This is a genomic window from Lactiplantibacillus sp. B652 (assembly GCF_023806745.1).
Taxonomy (GTDB): Bacteria; Bacillota; Bacilli; order Lactobacillales; family Lactobacillaceae; genus Lactiplantibacillus; species Lactiplantibacillus pentosus.
Genome location: NZ_JAMSKY010000010.1, coordinates 117,101 through 135,142, shown reverse-complemented (window position 1 = coordinate 135,142; position 18,042 = coordinate 117,101). Strand labels below are relative to the sequence as shown.

Below are 18,042 nucleotides of genomic sequence, written 5' to 3'. Positions count from 1 at the left end.
CCGCCGTCAAAACCATATGCGGTTTTAAAGTTCTGAACTATCTAATTTATATTAGAGAGTGGCGAACTTCAATAAAGTACGTACCATTTGGCAAGTGAAGCCGTATTCGTTATCGTACCAAGCAACAGTCTTAACTAATTGGTTGTCACCATCAGAAGTAACTTCTGTTTGAGTAGGATCGAAGATTGAACCGAAAGTAGTACCGATAACATCAGATGAAACGATTTCGTCATCGTTGTAACCGAATGATTCGTTACCTTCAGTATGCTTCTTGATTGCGGCGTTAACTTCGTCAGCAGTAACTTTCTTGTCTAAGATAGCAACTAATTCAGTTAATGAACCATCAACAACACCAACACGTTGTGCGTGGCCTTGTAATTTACCGTTCAATTCTGGGATAACTAAGCCAAGAGCCTTAGCAGCACCAGTTGAATGAGGAATAGTGTTTACACCGGCAGCACGGGCAGCACGGAAGTTACCACCACGTACAGGGCCGTCAAGTAACATTTGAGTTGAAGTGTAAGCATGGATAGTAGTCATAGTACCAACCTTGATACCGAATTCTTTGTTTTCAAAGAATGCTAATGGTGCAAGGCAGTTAGTAGTACATGAACCAGCAGAAACGATACGGTCATCTGCAGTCAAGATGTCATCGTTAACATTGTAAACGATGGTCTTCAAGTCTGAGCCAGCAGGAGCAGAAATCAAGACACGCTTTGCACCAGCGTCCAAGTGAGCTTGTGACTTAGCCTTTGAAGTGTAGAAACCAGTACATTCGAGAACGAAGTCAACACCGTCGTTCTTAACCCAAGGAATGTTTTGTGCTTGTGGTTCAGCATAAACACGGTAGTTCTTACCGTTAACAACGATTGAATCGTCGGTTGCTGAAACGTCAGCGTTCAAAGTACCATGAGTTGAGTCATACTTCAAAAGATGAGCCAACAATGCAGGTGAAGTTAAATCGTTAATAGCAACAACTTCGATATCACTTGACTTTTCACCAAGTTCTAAGATACGACGGAATGCTAAACGACCGATACGTCCGAAACCATTAATACCAATTTTTACAGACATACTAGAATTTCCTCCTTGTGGAAATAAAAATAGTTTTATTTTAAAAAGCAACTTCACTATAGAAGATTACTTTTTTAAAATCAAGTTAGCTGCACCCTCATCCGTGATCAAACACGTCTGTTTAGGTGCGATGTTCTTCATATACGCGCCAATTGCCGGTGCCTTAGAAGCACCTCCCGCAACCGCGAGTATAATCTCCCGATGGGCCAGTTCTCCGATTTGCAACCCAATTCGTGGAATCCGATAGACCACGTTACCCTTCTTATCGAAGAAATAACCAAAGGCTTCACCAATCGCATCGCGACTGCGTAATACCTTAATCTGATCTTCTGACATATTACGGCGATGCGCCATCGAAATGGCTTCACCGATACTATGCACAACCACGTTAGCTTGCCCGATAATCGCCAACACCTCTTGAATACTAGGTTCTTTGAGGAGCGGTTCATACGTCCGTTCACTGACCTGTTCTGGCACGAACAACGAGCGGAATTTACCGCCAGTATGTTGTGCCATTTGTGACGCAATGGTATTTGCCTGAATCGCAACCGACTCACCAACACCACCACGTGCCGGAACAAATAGCAAATCACGTTTATCACCTAATTTATTAGTTAAGTGACTTGCGACATGTTCCATGGTATGACCACCCATCACGGCAATAATGTTATGACCTTCTGGCAATAACTGCTGTAATAGTTGGTTCACTTCTTCGCCCATGGTCCCAATAACTTTCAACTGTCGATCGGAATCACCAGAAACGATGATGCAACGCTTAATGTTAAAGTATTGCGCCAACTGCCGTTCCTTCTGGCGAATGCCCATTAACTCATCCATGAAGTGGCTTAATCCGACCAACACGTCCTGACCTTGCTGGGTAACTTGCATGCCTGACTTGTTCGTCATGATCAAATCAAGCTTGCGTAGCGTATCCGTTTCGGTTCGTAACGTCCGTTCGCTAACACCTAATGTCTGAGCTAATAGCCGACGTCCAACTGGGGCCATCCAATTAATGGTTCGTAATACTAAGTAACGACGACTCAGCATGTCAACCATATCTGGGGCAATTGCCTCAATCCATTGAATATCTGAATGCATGGCATCCAACCTGCTCTCTAGTGGGACGGGTCTGGTCCAGCTATGTCGAAAAACGACCCAAAGACTTCAAAAAACAAAGCACACAACGCTAATTTACTAAGAAATCGATGTTGCATACCTCTCTTACCACAACATGAATTATAACAGGTTCATCAGGTGGTTGCAAATGAAACCCTGTGGGGCCTTATAACCGACTGGTCCAAAACCGGTCACAAACTATCATTCGGTTCTCAAGTACTGTTTCCGTTTGGATGAAGACGGAATGTTAAGATTTTCCCGATATTTTGCCACTGTTCGACGAGAAAGTTCGACATTTTCTGCATTAAGAATCTGAACAATTTTTTGGTCTGAAAGCGGTTTTTCTTTATTTTCCTGCTCAATCAGGGTCATAATTCGGTGTTGGACACTGTCTGCAGACACAATTTTGCCCCCAGTGGGACGTTTGCTGACCGCTTTGGTAAAGAAACGTTTAAGTTCAAACATCCCGAAGTCTGTTTGAATATACTTCCCATTGATACTACGACTGATCGTCGACTCATGAACTTGTAGCTGTTGGGCCACATCTCGTAATAATAGCGGCTTTAAATCTTGACTTTTTTCTAAGAAGAAATCTTCCTGGCGCTCGATAATCGCAGTGCCGACCCGAAAAATGGTTGCTTCACGTTGCTGTAAGCTACTGGCAATCCAGTCATACTCATTTTTCTTTTCCTTCAGATATTCCGTCACTTCCCGGTCATCGTGCTGCCCCATCTGCTGATAATACTTGCGGCGGAACTTCACCACCGGCTGAGCCATCGACGCAGTCTTTAATGCGAGTTGACCTTCATGATTAGTGACGACTAAGTCTGGAAAGATGTAGCCGGTCGTTTCTTGTCCAATCGCTGCACCCGGTACTGGTGTCAACGTCCGGACGTAATCATAGATATTAGAAATATCCGCCAGGTCGACCTGGTACTTTTTCGCCAAGCCATCCCAGTGACGATTAACAAACGCGTCGAAGTCTTCTTCTAAAATAATGTATGCCAAATTAGGCGCGTGGTCATCATTTTCCGTCTGAAGCATTAAGGCCTCTTGTAAACTGCGGGCACCGACACCTGGTGGATCAAGTTGCTGGAGTAACGTGATGGCATCCAGTAGTTCAATCGGTGTTGCCTGTGTTTCTTGCCGTGCTTGAGCTTCATCAAGATGCAGATAACCATTGACGTCCACGTATTCAATAAGATACAGCACGATTTGCCGCAAATGGGTATCGCGCATCGTTAAATGAATCTGATCCAATAAGTATTCAAATAAGGAATGCTGATTCGACGTCGACACCCGTTCAATAAAATCATCCTTTGCAGTCACGTTCTTAGCTGCACTTAAACTGGCGTGATTATTATTCCAATTCGTATCCACATCGATCAACGGATTCTCAAGGGCTTTTTGCGTGAGAAAATCCCGCAATTCTTCCACATTGAACTGTAACATCTGAATAGATTGTTGCAGCCGCTGGGTCATCGCTAACTTCTGCGATTGCCGTTGTTGCTGGCGAAAGCCTTGTCCCAGTGCCATAAAAATACCTCCCAAAATAAATTTTTATGTAAAACCCTTGTGTTTTTATCCATTATTCGCTAGAATATAATATGTTGTTTAGGCGCCCGTAGTGTAATGGATCGCACGTAAGATTCCGGTTCTTGAAATGGGGGTTCGATTCCCTCCGGGCGCATCGCAAAGCTGAGAAGTGATTCTCAGCTTTTTTTGTGGCCTAATTCTGCTGAATTGGTGGCCTATACCGCTTACATCTTTCTATGGTAACTGAATTTAAACCTAATCACAAGTTAGACACTACCAACCGTATGACATTGGCAACCGCGTGATTTATTTCATCTAGTTAGCCGTCAATATAATTGGACCATCTATCAGTATAGTTGTTCGATGAATTTAATGATAGCAAAAGTTTTATTTCTACATATCAGAATACGAGTTATGCTTTATCATTAAATATGATTAAATCATGTCAGGTGTTAAGTTCAAAAGCGGCCAGCTGAGACCCGCTGGGAACAGTGCGAGTTACCGTAAACATACTCTTGTGGATGCGTCCTATGCCGGCTTCCAGGCATTCTGGGCAATGGCCGGAACGTGGTGGACACAGATTTAAGCCGATAACCCACGTCTTAAATACTGGTCTTTCACTAACCAAGCACAAGACGCTTGCTAAGTGAAATTTCACCACTGGGCCTTACCCAAAATACCTTCCAGCCGGGATGGTATTCGGAAGGCAGACATGTGCGGACCCAATATTTTGATGGGTTAGTCGTTGGTTCCTTGGTACACAATCATTTTAACATTCAGCTGAGGAGATCCGTTGACCATGTTTATTTCGCGCCACATCCGTCAACAACCCACAGCGCTCATAAAATCGCAATGTATCATAAGTGATCCCAAATTGCTGTGCGACTTGTTTGATTGATGCCACCATCGTTTTCCCCCAACTTTTTTACTTGCGCTAGTGTAACGCTAGCGTGTTAAGATTACCATTATTCTATTAAGAAAGTGTGATTCAGATGACCAATAAAATTGTTACGCTCGTCACTGGCGGCAACCGCGGTATGGGACTGGCACTGATTAAAGCACTACACGCCCAGGGGCAACAGCTCATTATGGGTAGCCGAGACTTAGCAAAGGGGCGATCGGCCGTTGAAGTAGCCCACTTGTCAGACGTGACCGTTGTTCAACTGGACGTCACCGATTCCCAATCCATTCAAGCTGCCGTAAACGCAATTCAAAACCAATATGGTCAGCTCGACATTTTAATTAATAATGCTGGGGCAGCATTTGACCATCACCAACGACCTTCACTCATCAAACTGGAGACAATTCAAGCCGACCTGAATCTGAACTTTCTAGGCACAATCGCCATGACTCAAGCTTGCCTGCCATTGTTGACTAAGTCTAGCCCATCCAAAATCATCAATATTTCTAGCATGATGGGCTCGCTCACGAACGCATTAGACCCCCAGTCGAGCGTTTATCATGCCAGCGCGATTGGCTACCAAGCTTCTAAGGCCGCACTCAACATGTTCACGATTCAGCTCGCCAAAGAGCTTCAAACCACCAATATTACGGTTAACGCCGTTGATCCCGGAATGGTTGCTACTGAATTCGGCGGGATTACCCCGGAATTAGCTAGCCAGCACGGCGCTAAATCAATTGCTCACGGAATCCAACGAACAATTGATTTAGCTACGGATAAGGATAATACCACCACTGGCACGTTTTCAAACACCGATGGACCGGTTGCTTGGTAACAGCCAACGTCCCTGTTCAATCTAATCGCAATTCGGCAACTGGCTCAATCTGCAATTTTCGTTATGTTGTTGACCATTGAAGTTTGACGTAAAAAAAGAGATTGGGATCACCCAATCTCAAGCCGTATATGATAGAAACCTAAGTATACCACGTTAAGTCACAAAACGGAATTTAGTTTTTGAGGTTTTTCTTTTGACCTTCACTGACCTTTGCGGTAAACTACACTTATTAATTAGCAACCAAGCTAATCAAATATTGCAACCTTAGGAGGCTAACAAATCATGTATCCAGTTCCTACAGTTATTGAACAGTCATCACGTGGTGAACGTGCTTATGACATCTATTCACGACTATTAAAGGACCGTATCATTATGCTTTCCGGCCCGATTGAAGATAACATGGCCAATGCGATCATTGCCCAATTACTCTTCTTGGATGCCCAAGACTCAGGTAAGGACATCTACCTTTATATCAACTCACCAGGTGGTGTGGTTACTGCCGGCTTAGCAATCTACGATACGATGAACTTCATCAAGTCTGATGTTCAAACCATCGTTATGGGGATGGCCGCATCAATGGCCAGCGTCCTAGCTTCATCCGGTACAAAGGGCAAGCGGTTCGCTTTACCTAACTCCGAAATCTTGATTCACCAACCATCCGGCGGTGCTCAAGGTCAACAAACGGAAATTGAAATTGTTGCCGAAGAAATCTTGAAGACTCGTAAGAAGATCAACCAGATTTTGGCAGACAACTCTGGTCAAACTGTTGAAAAGTTGAACCACGATACTGAACGTGATAACTACTTAAGCGCACAAGAAGCTAAAGAATATGGTTTGATCGATGATATCATGGAAAACAACAACTTAAAATAATGGCAACATCAAACTGAACCGCCTTCGGGTTGGTTCAGTTTTTTTGTGCTTTCTTTTAACCATTCACAAGGCGCGTTGCATGGTTCGTGCAGCGTTCTGACTTGTTTTTTGCAAGTAAAAAGGCCATACTGCAATTGACTTCAAGCGACGGGCATTCTTGCTAAAACAGCAGATTCACCGTGGCTTAATTTATCAGTAAAGGGAGTTTCCACTATGCCTAAAGTTTTGGTTGCCGGTCAATTGCCGGCGAAAGCAAATACGTTACTGCGCCAAAATCAGCTGACCATCGACACCTATACCGGTGAACAACTGATTAGCCACGACGAACTCATTGACCGCGTAGCTGACGCTGACTATCTCATCACCCCGCTTTCCACGCAGGTTGACGAAGACATCTTGGCACACGCGCCAAAGTTAAAATTAATCGCGAATTTTGGTGCCGGGACTAATAATATCGACTTAGCGGCCGCGGCCGCCCGCCACATTCCTGTGACCAACACGCCGAATGTTTCATCAGTCGCCACCGCTGAATCGACAACTGGTCTGATTATCAGCCTCGCACACCGCATCGTTGAAGGCGACCATTTGATGCGAACAACCGGATTCGACGGTTGGGCGCCACTTTTCTTTCTCGGTCACAACTTACAAGCTAAGACACTCGGCATCATTGGCATGGGCCAAATCGGCCAAGCCGTTGCCAAACGGTTACACGCCTTTGATATGCCAATCCTCTACACGCAACACCACCCGCTCCCCGTCAGTGTTGAGACGCAACTGGGCGCAACCTTCGTCTCTGAAGACGACTTACTCGCCCAGTCCGATATCGTGAGTTTGCATTTGCCACTCACCCCGCAAACGACGCATCTGATTGACCAAGCGGCCTTCAAAAAGATGAAATCCACTGCCCTCTTGATCAACGCCGCGCGTGGCCCAATTGTCGACGAACAGGCCCTAGTTACTGCGTTACAAACACACCAAATTGCTGGCGCAGCCCTCGACGTTTACGAGCATGAGCCCCAAGTGACACCCGCACTGACGACAATGGACAACGTTATCTTGACGCCACATCTGGGCAATGCGACCGTCGAAGCGCGTGACGGAATGGCGGCAATCGTTGCTGAAAACGTGATTGCGATGGCCAATCATCAACCAGTCAAGTATGTTGTTAATCACGTCACCCCTTAGCCTGCATTAACTCAAAAGAACAGCCGTAATACTGTCGCAAATCGCAGACAAAAAGCCCACCATAATCGGTTGCAATTGCTGCAACCTAATTATGGTGGGCTTTCGTGTCTAAAAGTATCGCTTAACAACCAATATTAAGAAACTAGTTGTTTACTTTGCAATATAAGCATACTTATAATTCCACTGCGTTCCGGCGGTGTTGTGAATAATTCCTTTGACCTTCGGATTCTGCAAGTAAGAATAGTTCGTCTGATACAACGGCGTAATGCCTTGGTCTTGCATAATCGTCTTTTCGGCGTTAATCATGTCTTGCCAGCGTGCACTTGCCTTGTTGGCATCCTGATCCTGCGCCTTCTTGACTAAGGCATTGTAGGTCGAACTATTGTACTTCCCATAGTTGTAACCACTGTTGTTGGTCATGATTTGCAAGTGTGAGATTGGGTCATTGAAATCTGCGCCCCAACCACTCAGATAAAGATCGAAGTTACCACTTTGCGCCCGGCTAGAAGCGACTTTAGAAGGAATATTAGAAAGGTTGACCGTCAAGCCATCTAAATTCTTTTCCAGCGCTGACTTCAAGTATTGTGAAATTGGCTTATTCGGGTCATCATTTGAAGCCAACAGCGTCAATGATAATTTCTTAATCCCAGTCTCCTTCAACCCTTGTTTCCATAACTTCTGAGCTAAGGCCTTGTTATAAGACGTTGAATTCTTAACTGTCGATTCATCCGCAAAATCCTTACCGTTCTTAGGATCTTTGACCAAGTCTTGCGGCACGAATGTCTTGGAGACGGTCGACGCATCACCAATCACGTTTTTGACCAGCGTCTTGCGGTTGATCGACAATGAAATGGCTTGGCGAATGTTCTTATTATTCAGTGCCTTCTTGATCGTGGCATTGCTGTCTTGGAAGTTATAAATCAAGAATGCCGTAATGGAATATGGGTACGTGGTGTAATCAGCGTTGGACTTAAGATTCTTAACCTGTTCACTGGATAGCTGAGTGAGGTCGAGCTTCTTTTCTTGGAACAAGTTCAACGTCGTGGTCGTACTTTCATTCACCGTATAGTTGATTTTCTGCAAATGAACGGCTTTCTTATCCCAATACTGGTCGTTCTTGACGAATTGCCACTTGTTGTTGGTCCCAGTCCAACCCGTCAGCTTAAATGGACCACTGTAGAGCATGTATTGGGCTTTCGTGGCATACTTGCTACCCCACTTTTTAACCGCTTTTTCACTGATTGGTCCAAACAATGGGTAAGTCATTAACTTCTTGAAGTACGTGATTGGCTTATCCAAAGTGACGATGAAGGTATGTTGACCCTTGGCTTGCACACCTAGCGTATCTGGTGATTTTTTACCAGCAACGATTGCATCCGCGTTTTTCACCCCTGAAAATAGGTAGGCGTATTGTGATTTCGTTGCGGGCGTCACCGTGCGTTTCCATGAATAAACAAAATCTTGTGCGGTGATTTTGGACCCGTCACTCCACTTGGCATTGCGAATCGTGAATGTATAAGTCTTACCGTCCTTTGAAACCTTGGTGGACTTCGCTAAACCAGGTGTAATACTCCCGTTCTTACCCAAGCGGTACAAACTTTCAAAAATATTCCCGGTACTGCCATAACCGGACATGTTAGAAATATCAATCGAATCTAATGAGCTCGGGTAGGACAGATTCAGGACTTGGCTACTGGCATACTTGCCGCTGCCAGTGCTCTGACTACTCTGCTTGCCACACGCGGCCAACACCGTTACTAATGCTAAACTCATAATTGCTGCAACTATTGCTCGTTTTTTCAACCTGATCGCCCCTTTATTTCCCAAATTAAATGACTTATCCCCATCGGTGGTAACAAAAAACGCCCACTTAGAATCTCGTCAGATTCCAAGCAGGCGTTTCAAAATTAACGTTGTGAGCTCAATCCCGTTATTTTTGATGCTGAGACGCTTGTAATCCTACGCAAATAACCATGTTGTGTGATTCACAACATGGGCAGCACATCATCATGTTAGTAGCTGACTTTTGCATAGTTAACGTCTCTCCGATTTCATAAGTTGTGTACAGTATAAATAGCTTTACTTACTTTTGTCAAGTGTTTTTTAAGGCGTACCAATTTAATCGTCAGTGGCACCTACGCAAAAAATTGCGCCAAGCGCTGGTCGTAACCCACAGCTTGACGCAATATTAACAGGTCATACCAGAAGACCGGTAGACCAGTATTTAAGCTTCTTTTTGTAACTGTTCTGCAAACTGATTGATTTTGCGCAAACGATGGTTGATCCCAGATTTGGAAATCGGGCCACCAGGGACTAAGGTGCCAAGTTCTTTCAAACTGACTTCTCGGTGTGCTAACCGCGCGACCGCCACTTCTTGTAACTTAGGCGGCAGCTGTTGTAAGCCAACCGTTTCGTCGATCAATAAAATATTTTCAATCTGCTTACTAGACGCGTTCGCCACTTTGTCCATATTGGCGTTTTCGCAATTAACTAACCGATTGACTGAATTCCGCATATCACGCATGATTCGGATATCTTCGAATTTCAACATCGCATTCGTCGCACCGACTAATGACAAGAAGTCCGCGATTTTTTCAGCTTCCTTGATGTACGTGATGTAGCCGCCACGCCGGTCAGTCGTTCGTGAATTCAACCCATACTTATTCATCATTTCAGAAATCATATGATTATGGGCTTCGTAAAGTGAGTAAATTTCAAGATGGTAGCGCGATGTCTCCGGATTGTTGACGGAGCCACCCGCCAGAAAGGCCCCTCGCAAGTACGAGCGGACCGCGGCATCATCGGTAAGCACTTCCGTTGGTGCGACTTCGACGATTTGATAATCTTTTAAGATTCCCAAATCAGCCAGCACCATGTCAGTCCCCGTCTTCAGCCGCACAATGTATAAATTGTTTTTGTTTAACTTCATTTTACGACGGACGATCAGTTCACTATCCACGTCGTAAAATTGTTTGAGTAGCCGGTAAATACGCCGCGCGATGGCCGGATTTTCCGTCTGGATATTCAAAATGAAATGGTGATTGGCAAGGCTAATTGCCCCATTCATTCGAATCAAGGCCATTAATTCAGCCTTTGCATTCTCGCGATGGACAGCGAGGTTAGTTAGTTCTTTCTTAACGTCACTGGCGTATGACATGCCACGACCCCCTTATCTAAAAACGTCGGAATGGCCCACTAAGTTCATGAGTTCCGCCACGACCTGGTCGCCATCATGAAAGGCCCCATTGTCGCGAAGCTTCAAGAAATTAGACGAGATGACCCGACAATTTTGTTCACGTAGCCCCCGAAAATCATGACTGACTTGCCGAGAGACTTCGTTGAATTTGTGGAAATCCATATAATCTTCCGGCACTTTTTCCGTATTAACGAGTACCGTGTTGATGAAATTCTGACCGAGATGCCGGTTCAAGACTCGCACGTGGTCAGCATCTGAAAAGTTATCCGTTTCACCCTTTTGCGTCATGATGTTGCAAATATAAACCACTTCCGCATCGGATTCACAAACGGCGCGACCGATATTACTGATGGTCAAGTTGGGCAGGATACTGGTAAATAAACTACCAGGTCCTAAAACGATCTGGTCCGCCGCCATGATGGCATCGATCACTGGTTGAACGGCTTGTGGTTCCTGACCATTTTTATCAGTGACCCAAACGCGTTCCAACGACTTGTGGGCAGCGGTGATTTCAGCTTCACCCACTAATTCAGTGCCGTCTTTGAACCGTCCGTGTAGCGTCAGCGCTTCATTGGCTGCCGGGTAGACGTGCCCGTCAACTTGCATCATGTTAGACAGTTCTTGGACCGCATCAAACACCCCCGACTTCATCTCAGTGAGGGCGGCAATAATCAAATTTCCAATCGCGTGGCCGGCAAAGAACTGGTCGTCGCCCTGGAAACGATACTGAAAAATATCTTTATACAAATGGGGCCAATTCGACAATGCCACCATGACATTTCGAATATCACCAGGCGGCACGACGTTAACATAGTTGCGGATAATACCCGACGAGCCACCATCATCAGCGACCGTTACAACTGCCGTGATATCAACAGCTTGTTTGCGCAAGCCTTTCAGGACGACTGGCAAACCAGTCCCCCCGCCAATCACCACAATTTTAGGCCGCTGGGTCTTAAATGTGTACTTTCTCATGAGCGATTAACAGTTTCCTTTCGTTTATCAATATCGCGATGGCTGATATGCACCTTATAGTGCTTAGCCAGCGCTTCGCCGATGCGTTGCGTCAATGCGACTGAGCGATGTTGACCACCCGTACAGCCGATGGCAATCGTCAAACTACTCTTGCCCTCAGCTTCATAGCCAGGCATGATACTTTCCAACATGCCTAGGAATTGTTGGTAAAATTTCTCCGTCGCTGGTTGTTCCATCACGTAATCCGCCACCGGTTTATCCAATCCGGTCTGCGTCTTTAATTCCGGAATGTAATACGGGTTCGGCAGGAAGCGCACATCCATCACGATATCGGCATCGATTGGCAAACCATACTTGAAGCCAAACGACAGCATCTCGATGTGGAAGGTTTCATCCTGATCAGTTTCAAATTTATCAAAAATTGATTCTCGTAATTCGCGGGGCGTCAATGCCGACGTGTCGATTACGTAAGAAGCCCGGTCTTTCAATGGTGCCAGAAGTTCACGTTCCTTACGTACACCATCCATGACCCGGCCTTCCATTGCCAGCGGATGCGAACGCCGCGTCTCCTTATACCGGGAGACCAATTCCTCATTGGAAGCATCTAAGAACAGAATCCGAGTCGACACAAAGTCGGTGTTGTCCAGATTGGCCAACATATCCATAATTTCATCGTAAAAGGCCCGTGACCGTAAGTCGATCACCAATGCCACTTTCTTAATCTTTCCCGACTCCTCAACTAATTCTGAGAACTTCGGTAACAACGCTGGCGGCATATTATCAATGCAAAAATAGCCTAGGTCTTCAAAGCTTTGAACAGCGACCGTCTTACCGGCACCACTCATCCCAGAAATAATAACGAGTTGTAATGACTCTGCCATGCTATATTGGCCTCCTAAAGTCCATATTGTTGGTAGTATAACACACCGGGCGTGTCATTTCTACTGACAGTCCGGTTGGCTAGTACCATGCTAGCCATAAAATCTATTGAAAGTTGCGTCAAAAATAGCCCGCTATCTCTGGTAGCGAGCTACGTTAATTTGTACAGACAAACTAAATCATTTTGCGTTTAGTTGCGCCGTGCAAAGGCAATCAAAATGGCATTGATACCAAAGACTGCGAAATAGAAACTGACAAGGACGTTGAAACTAATGACCGCAATCATTGGATTGATGATCAGCATAATTCCTAACGCCAAACTAATGATATCCAGAATCAGTGATAACACGTAGTAGCCCGTTCCGAAGACTCGCAAATGTGAGACCACGGTCAACCGTTCGATCGAGTCGATCAAGAACCAGAAGGCAAAGACGTAGCCGAGGACGAGGATCCCTGCTGGTGCGTGGAATAAGAATAGTAAACCGACTAAAATATCGATAATTGCAAATACCAGTGCAAAGTTCGCTCGTAACCCAGTTTCGCGCCGCAACTTAGTGTAGCCACCAATCGTTGTGATTCCGCTAATAATTGCTGCAATTGCAAATAGAAATACCAAGCTCAATAATGCTGCTTGGGGTTGTTTGATGACAAAGTACGCCGCAATCAAGAAAACGACTCCGGTCATAAACTCTGTCCAGTCAAAACCCCATCGATGATCATTAAACATCTCTTAACATCTCCCATATCCGATATTAATTCTATCTTACCAGTTAATGTAAGAGTTTCCAATTTTTCTGATGGACTTTATTAGACTTTAATCAGTATTGTTTTTCGGTAAAAGGAATCAAACAGTTGGCTGATTGTTCGGCAGCCAATGATCTCCCTATTCCGACTTTTGGAGCTGGCTGACAATTGCTGGAACAGGGCTACATCGGTTTGAGCATTGTCAGCCAATCCGACCAGTCGGGAACCCGCTCGAATGGCGGATGAATGACCCCCTATCTGGGTACAATTACCCCCTGAACATTAAGTGGCCGATCCTTCAGGCAAATCTTAAATCAACATGGATGATGATTTATGGGATTTAGATACTAAAAAGACGGTCTGACGATTATCAGCAAATCGCGACGAAAATCAGTCTCAAGGATGGCTGATAGTACCGCCAATCGTCGAAAACTAAGGCTTCACCAGCTGAGTCAACTAGGAAATTTTTCGATAACGTTCAATGGTGTTGACGGTCAATTGAATAAAAAAGTATGACTACTTGAAATTGCTGCAGACCAGTCTTACAGTTCGATACCAAAATGACTCATCACTAAGAACCAACGACCTGTTCACTAAAAGTTGGGTCCGCACATGTCTGCCTTTCGAATACGATCCCCGGGTGGAAGGTATTTCTGACAATGCTCAGCGGCTCCTAGAGTGTGAGGTTCAGACGGGTTGGGACTGAGGATTAGCCTAGCTAGAGCGTTAAGCGGTGAACTTCCGCTTGGCGTTCTGGCGTAGCTAACCGGAAGTCCCGGTCTGACCCGAACACGTTTCAACAATATTGCATAGAACGTGAAAGACCAGTATTTAAGACGTAGGTTGTCGGCTTAAATCTGTGTCCATCGCGTTCCAGCGTTGTCAGAAATGCCTGGAAGCCGGTGTAGGACGAACAACACGACAGTTTTACGCTAATTCGCCTTGTTTCCAGCGTCCCTCAGCTGGCTGCTTTTGAACGAACCTAAAGTCTGTTTCGTCTTCAAAATTTCCATCAAGAAAACGACCGCCAAGTGCATACACACTTGGCGGTCGATTCGAAAACTATCAATGGTCAAATTGATAACAATATTTAGTCAGTCGTTGAAGACTGGTAGGTGGCGAGTTGCGCTTGTGCCCGTTGCAACTCTTGTTTGATTTGGTCAAAGCCGGTACCACCGAGTGAATGCCGCCGTTGCACGGCAACCTTGGCATCCAAATCATGATAAACGTCTTCTTGAATCAGTGGTGAAATCTGCTGATATTCACTTAATGGAATATCTTGTAATGGCCGCTGTTTTTTCAAGCCGTCCAAAACAAGCTTACCGACGATCGCGTGGGCTTCGCGGAATGGAATCCCCTTGTTCGCCAAATAATCTGCTAATTCGGTAGCGTTTGAGAAATCGTTGGTGGTGGCTTCTGCCATCCGATCTTCATTAACCGTGAGCGTTGCCAGCATGCCAGTAAAGACGTGCAAACTAGTCAAGACGGTGGTCACCGTATCAAAGGCGCCTTCCTTATCTTCTTGAAGGTCCTTATTGTAAGCCAACGGAATGCCCTTCATGACTGTCAACAAGCCCATCAAGTTACCGTAGACCCGGCCAGATTTGCCCCGAATCAACTCAGCCATATCTGGATTCTTCTTCTGCGGCATAATTGAACTACCCGTCGAGAATTGGTCACTCAAGCTAATATACTTGAATTCATAACTGCTCCAGCTGACGATTTCTTCACAGAACCGTGACAAGTGCATCATCAGAATTGACGCGTTACTGAGGAATTCCAACACGAAGTCCCGGTCAGAAACAGCATCTAAACTATTATGATAAACGTCACTAAACCCTAATAGTTTAGCACTATATTCACGGTCGATCGGGAAGGTCGTGCCGGCTAAGGCTGCCGCTCCCAATGGTGAAATATCAGTGTGTTGCATGTTGAATTCAAAGCGTTCCATATCACGTTTGAACATCTGGTAGTAAGCCAATAAGTAGTGCGCGTATGAAATTGGTTGGGCGTGTTGCAAATGCGTATACCCCGGCATCACCGTTTCCACATTTTCACTAGCTTTATCAACTAACACGGTTTCAAGCTCGTGTAGCCGGTCTAAAATCAGTGGCAATTGATGCTTCAAATAGAGATGAAAATCGGTTGCGACTTGGTCGTTCCGCGAGCGGGCCGTATGCAGTTTACCGGCAACTGGTCCGATTTCTTCAGTCAATAAGGATTCAATATTCATATGAATATCTTCATTGACCGTTGAGAATTCCAACTCACCCGCTTTTTGGCGAGCCGCTAACGTTTCCAGGCCAGCAACGATTTTGTCCACGTCTTCGGCTGGTAGGATGCCCGTTTTTTTCAACATTTTCACGTGTGCTAAGGAACCAGCAATATCTTCTGCGGCAAGCAACTGGTCAAAGCTGATGGATGCGCCAAAATCATCAACGTACTTAGCACCCGTTTCAGTGAAACGGCCACCCCATAACTTTTTGGTGCTCATTAGGCGTGCGCCTTGTCTGCTTTGGCCTTGGCTTCAGCTTGAGCCTTAGCTTGGACCTGCGCATTAACTTGGGTTGGTAAGCCCCAAAGTTTGATGAAACCAACTGCCGCTTGTTGGTCGAATGAGTCTGCTGACGTGTAAGTAGCGAGGTTCGTGTCATACAAGGAGTTTGGTGACTTCCGACCTTCCGTAATGACGTTACCCTTGAAGAGTTGAACCCGGACCACCCCGTTAACAACTTGTTGAGTCTGCTTTAAGAAAGCAACCATGGCTTCCATTAATGGTGAGAACCATAAGCCGTTATAAATCGTATCGGCTAATTTTTGTTCAATGATTGGCTTGAAGTGCGCTAATTCCCGTTCAAACGTCAAGTCTTCCAAATCTTTGTGTGCCTTTAATAGCACAGTTGCTGCGGGTGCTTCATAGACTTCACGAGATTTGATTCCGACCAACCGGTTTTCGATATGGTCGATCCGACCGATACCGTGTTCGCCGGCAATTTTGTCCAACTTAATGATTAAGTCGGCTAAGTTCATGGATTCGCCATCTAAAGCAACCGGAACACCAGCTTCGAAAGTAATTTCAAGGGTCGTTGGCGTGTCAGGTGTGTCAGCTAAGCCGTTCGTCCGGTCAAACGCGTCGGCTGGAGCAGCTTGCCATGGGTCTTCCAAAATCCCACATTCATTGGCCCGGCCCCATAAGTTTTCGTCGATGGAGTATGGGCTGTCGAGGTTGATTGGCACTGGAATGTTATGTTCCTTAGCGTAATCAATTTCTTCTTCACGTGACCAGTGCCAGTCACGAACTGGGGCTTCAATCTTAATATCTGGGGCCAAAGCGTGAATTGCGACTTCAAACCGAACTTGATCGTTCCCTTTACCGGTACAGCCATGGGCAATCGCAACGGCGTGTTCTTGTTTGGCCAAAGTGACTAACTTCTTGGCAATTAACGGACGTGATAACGCTGAAACTAATGGGTATTCGCCTTCGTATAAGGTATGACCTTGTAACGCAATCAAAGCGTATTCTTCAGCGAATTCTTGCTTGGCATCAATCATGTATGAGGAAACGGCACCGAGCTTCAAGGCTTTTTCCTTGATGGCATCCATATCTTTACCTTCACCAACATCGATACCACAAGCAACCACGTCGTAGCCCTTGTCCTTTAACCAACTAATTGCAACTGACGTATCTAAACCACCGGAATAAGCGAGAATAATTTTATCATTTTGTTTGACCATTGATTTGTACCTCCGAAATTTTATCTTTGTATTTCTCAATGACAGTATCGTACCACCTCATTTCATTTTATGCAATAATTTTTGTAAAATATTCTTTATTTCGGTGATATTCATTTAATTTGTGGATTTTTATACATTTATTCAGTTATTTTAGTATATTTTTTATTAGTTTCAGCCGGTCATCCGTCCCTTAACGGCTTCAATCATCGAATTCAGTAATGTTCCGCTGTGACGTCAAGACTTCTAATTGATCCCCGTCATACCAGCGTTCGCGCAGCTTCGTTTTCGGTTCCACTGTACCCGGTCAGATTCGATGAACTTGAAACCGCCCACTATCCGAAGTAATCGAACTCATTAAGCTTTAAGGTTTTAAGCAACCAAAAAAGACGCCAACCTTCTATGTTCAGAAAGTTGGCGTCTTTAGTAGTCCTAGTCATCTTCACAATAACCGGTGATATGATTATCGCTTATTCAACGACCTTACGTACAAATGGGTCGGATGAAATACCTTGTGAAAGAATTAATTTTGCCCATTCTTTAGCGGAGAATAAGGAATGATCCTTGTAATTCCCACAGCTATCAATGGTCGTTCCTTGAACATCTTCCCACTTAGCTGGGCCAGCAATGAATTCTAATGAGGACTTCAATGCCTTAGCAACTTCGACCGTATCGTGTTCGCCCCATGTAATCAAATGGAAACCAGTCCGGCAACCAAATGGTGAGCAGTCAATGACGCCGTCCATCCGGTCACGCAATAACCCTGCTAACATGTGTTCGATCGTATGCAAACCAGCCGTATCGATGGCCGCCTTGTTAGGTTGAACTAACCGTAAGTCAAAATTAGTGATGGCGTCGCCCTTAGGCCCATTTTCCACCGTAATTTTACGAACGTAAGGTGCTAAAACTTTGGTATGATCTAATGTAAAACTTTCTACTTTAGCCATGTATTCAACAACTCCTCTAAATTAAAATCACATTACAAACTCAAGTGTA

15 protein-coding genes and 1 tRNA gene are annotated in these 18,042 nt (G+C 45.1%); 4 read left to right on the top strand and 12 right to left on the bottom strand.

The window, feature by feature from the left end:
• Positions 1 to 51: 51 nt before the first annotated feature.
• The 3 genes from gap to rpoN all read right to left on the bottom strand — a co-directional run bounded on the left by gap (position 52) and on the right by rpoN (position 3,726).
• The gene (gene gap, locus MZO40_RS12680) at positions 52 to 1,074 is read right to left on the bottom strand and encodes a type I glyceraldehyde-3-phosphate dehydrogenase (protein ID WP_003643974.1); all 1,023 of its coding nucleotides are present in this window, start codon (positions 1,072 to 1,074) and stop codon (positions 52 to 54) included.
• Positions 1,075 to 1,140: 66 nt separating this feature from the next.
• A complete protein-coding gene (locus MZO40_RS12675) occupies positions 1,141 to 2,172 on the bottom strand; it encodes a sugar-binding transcriptional regulator (protein WP_003637870.1) in 1,032 nt (343 codons plus the stop codon).
• A gap of 219 nt (positions 2,173 to 2,391) precedes the next feature.
• A complete protein-coding gene (rpoN, locus tag MZO40_RS12670) occupies positions 2,392 to 3,726 on the bottom strand; it encodes an RNA polymerase factor sigma-54 (RefSeq protein WP_088769968.1) in 1,335 nt (444 codons plus the stop codon).
• Positions 3,727 to 3,808: 82 nt separating this feature from the next.
• On the opposite strand from rpoN, the gene MZO40_RS12665 reads away from it, so the two are divergent.
• A tRNA-Arg gene (locus MZO40_RS12665) sits at positions 3,809 to 3,880 on the top strand.
• Positions 3,881 to 4,495: 615 nt separating this feature from the next.
• Here MZO40_RS12665 and MZO40_RS12660 read toward each other — a convergent pair.
• The gene (locus MZO40_RS12660; protein ID WP_082230272.1) at positions 4,496 to 4,633 is read right to left on the bottom strand and encodes a MerR family DNA-binding transcriptional regulator; all 138 of its coding nucleotides are present in this window, start codon (positions 4,631 to 4,633) and stop codon (positions 4,496 to 4,498) included.
• A gap of 85 nt (positions 4,634 to 4,718) precedes the next feature.
• Here MZO40_RS12660 and MZO40_RS12655 point away from each other — a divergent pair, with 85 nt between their 5' ends.
• The 3 genes from MZO40_RS12655 (at position 4,719) to MZO40_RS12645 (ending at position 7,520) form a co-directional block, all read left to right on the top strand.
• Positions 4,719 to 5,462, top strand: a complete 744-nt coding sequence (locus MZO40_RS12655; protein ID WP_105961318.1) for an SDR family NAD(P)-dependent oxidoreductase — start codon at positions 4,719 to 4,721, stop codon at positions 5,460 to 5,462.
• 282 nt (positions 5,463 to 5,744) lie between these two features.
• Positions 5,745 to 6,335, top strand: a complete 591-nt coding sequence (clpP, locus tag MZO40_RS12650) for an ATP-dependent Clp endopeptidase proteolytic subunit ClpP (protein ID WP_003637866.1) — start codon at positions 5,745 to 5,747, stop codon at positions 6,333 to 6,335.
• A 213-nt stretch (positions 6,336 to 6,548) separates the two neighbouring features.
• Positions 6,549 to 7,520: a 2-hydroxyacid dehydrogenase family protein gene (locus tag MZO40_RS12645; protein WP_105961319.1), complete on the top strand. Its 972-nt coding sequence runs from the start codon at positions 6,549 to 6,551 to the stop codon at positions 7,518 to 7,520.
• 150 nt (positions 7,521 to 7,670) lie between these two features.
• Here MZO40_RS12645 and MZO40_RS12640 read toward each other — a convergent pair whose 3' ends face one another.
• From MZO40_RS12640 to MZO40_RS12605, 8 genes are all read right to left on the bottom strand, one after another.
• Positions 7,671 to 9,293: a peptide ABC transporter substrate-binding protein gene (locus MZO40_RS12640; RefSeq protein WP_165860999.1), complete on the bottom strand. Its 1,623-nt coding sequence runs from the start codon at positions 9,291 to 9,293 to the stop codon at positions 7,671 to 7,673.
• Between the two features lie 451 nt (positions 9,294 to 9,744).
• Positions 9,745 to 10,677, bottom strand: coding sequence for a DNA-binding protein WhiA (gene whiA / locus MZO40_RS12635; RefSeq protein WP_003637863.1), 933 nt, complete (start codon positions 10,675 to 10,677; stop codon positions 9,745 to 9,747).
• A 12-nt stretch (positions 10,678 to 10,689) separates the two neighbouring features.
• Positions 10,690 to 11,691: a YvcK family protein gene (gene yvcK, locus MZO40_RS12630; protein ID WP_003637862.1), complete on the bottom strand. Its 1,002-nt coding sequence runs from the start codon at positions 11,689 to 11,691 to the stop codon at positions 10,690 to 10,692.
• On the bottom strand, positions 11,688 to 12,572 hold the full coding sequence (rapZ, locus tag MZO40_RS12625; RefSeq protein ID WP_003637861.1) for an RNase adapter RapZ: 885 nt from the start codon (positions 12,570 to 12,572) through the stop codon (positions 11,688 to 11,690). Before rapZ ends, yvcK begins: the two co-directional genes overlap by 4 nt.
• Positions 12,573 to 12,760: 188 nt before the next feature.
• The gene (locus tag MZO40_RS12620; protein WP_105961321.1) at positions 12,761 to 13,297 is read right to left on the bottom strand and encodes an HdeD family acid-resistance protein; all 537 of its coding nucleotides are present in this window, start codon (positions 13,295 to 13,297) and stop codon (positions 12,761 to 12,763) included.
• 1,107 nt (positions 13,298 to 14,404) lie between these two features.
• A complete protein-coding gene (gene argH / locus MZO40_RS12615; RefSeq protein WP_050339130.1) occupies positions 14,405 to 15,808 on the bottom strand; it encodes an argininosuccinate lyase in 1,404 nt (467 codons plus the stop codon).
• On the bottom strand, positions 15,808 to 17,049 hold the full coding sequence (locus MZO40_RS12610) for an argininosuccinate synthase (RefSeq protein WP_021337461.1): 1,242 nt from the start codon (positions 17,047 to 17,049) through the stop codon (positions 15,808 to 15,810). Before MZO40_RS12610 ends, argH begins: the two co-directional genes overlap by 1 nt.
• Before the next feature lie 467 nt (positions 17,050 to 17,516).
• Positions 17,517 to 17,993, bottom strand: coding sequence for an S-ribosylhomocysteine lyase (locus MZO40_RS12605; protein WP_003637857.1), 477 nt, complete (start codon positions 17,991 to 17,993; stop codon positions 17,517 to 17,519).
• Positions 17,994 to 18,042: the final 49 nt, after the last annotated feature.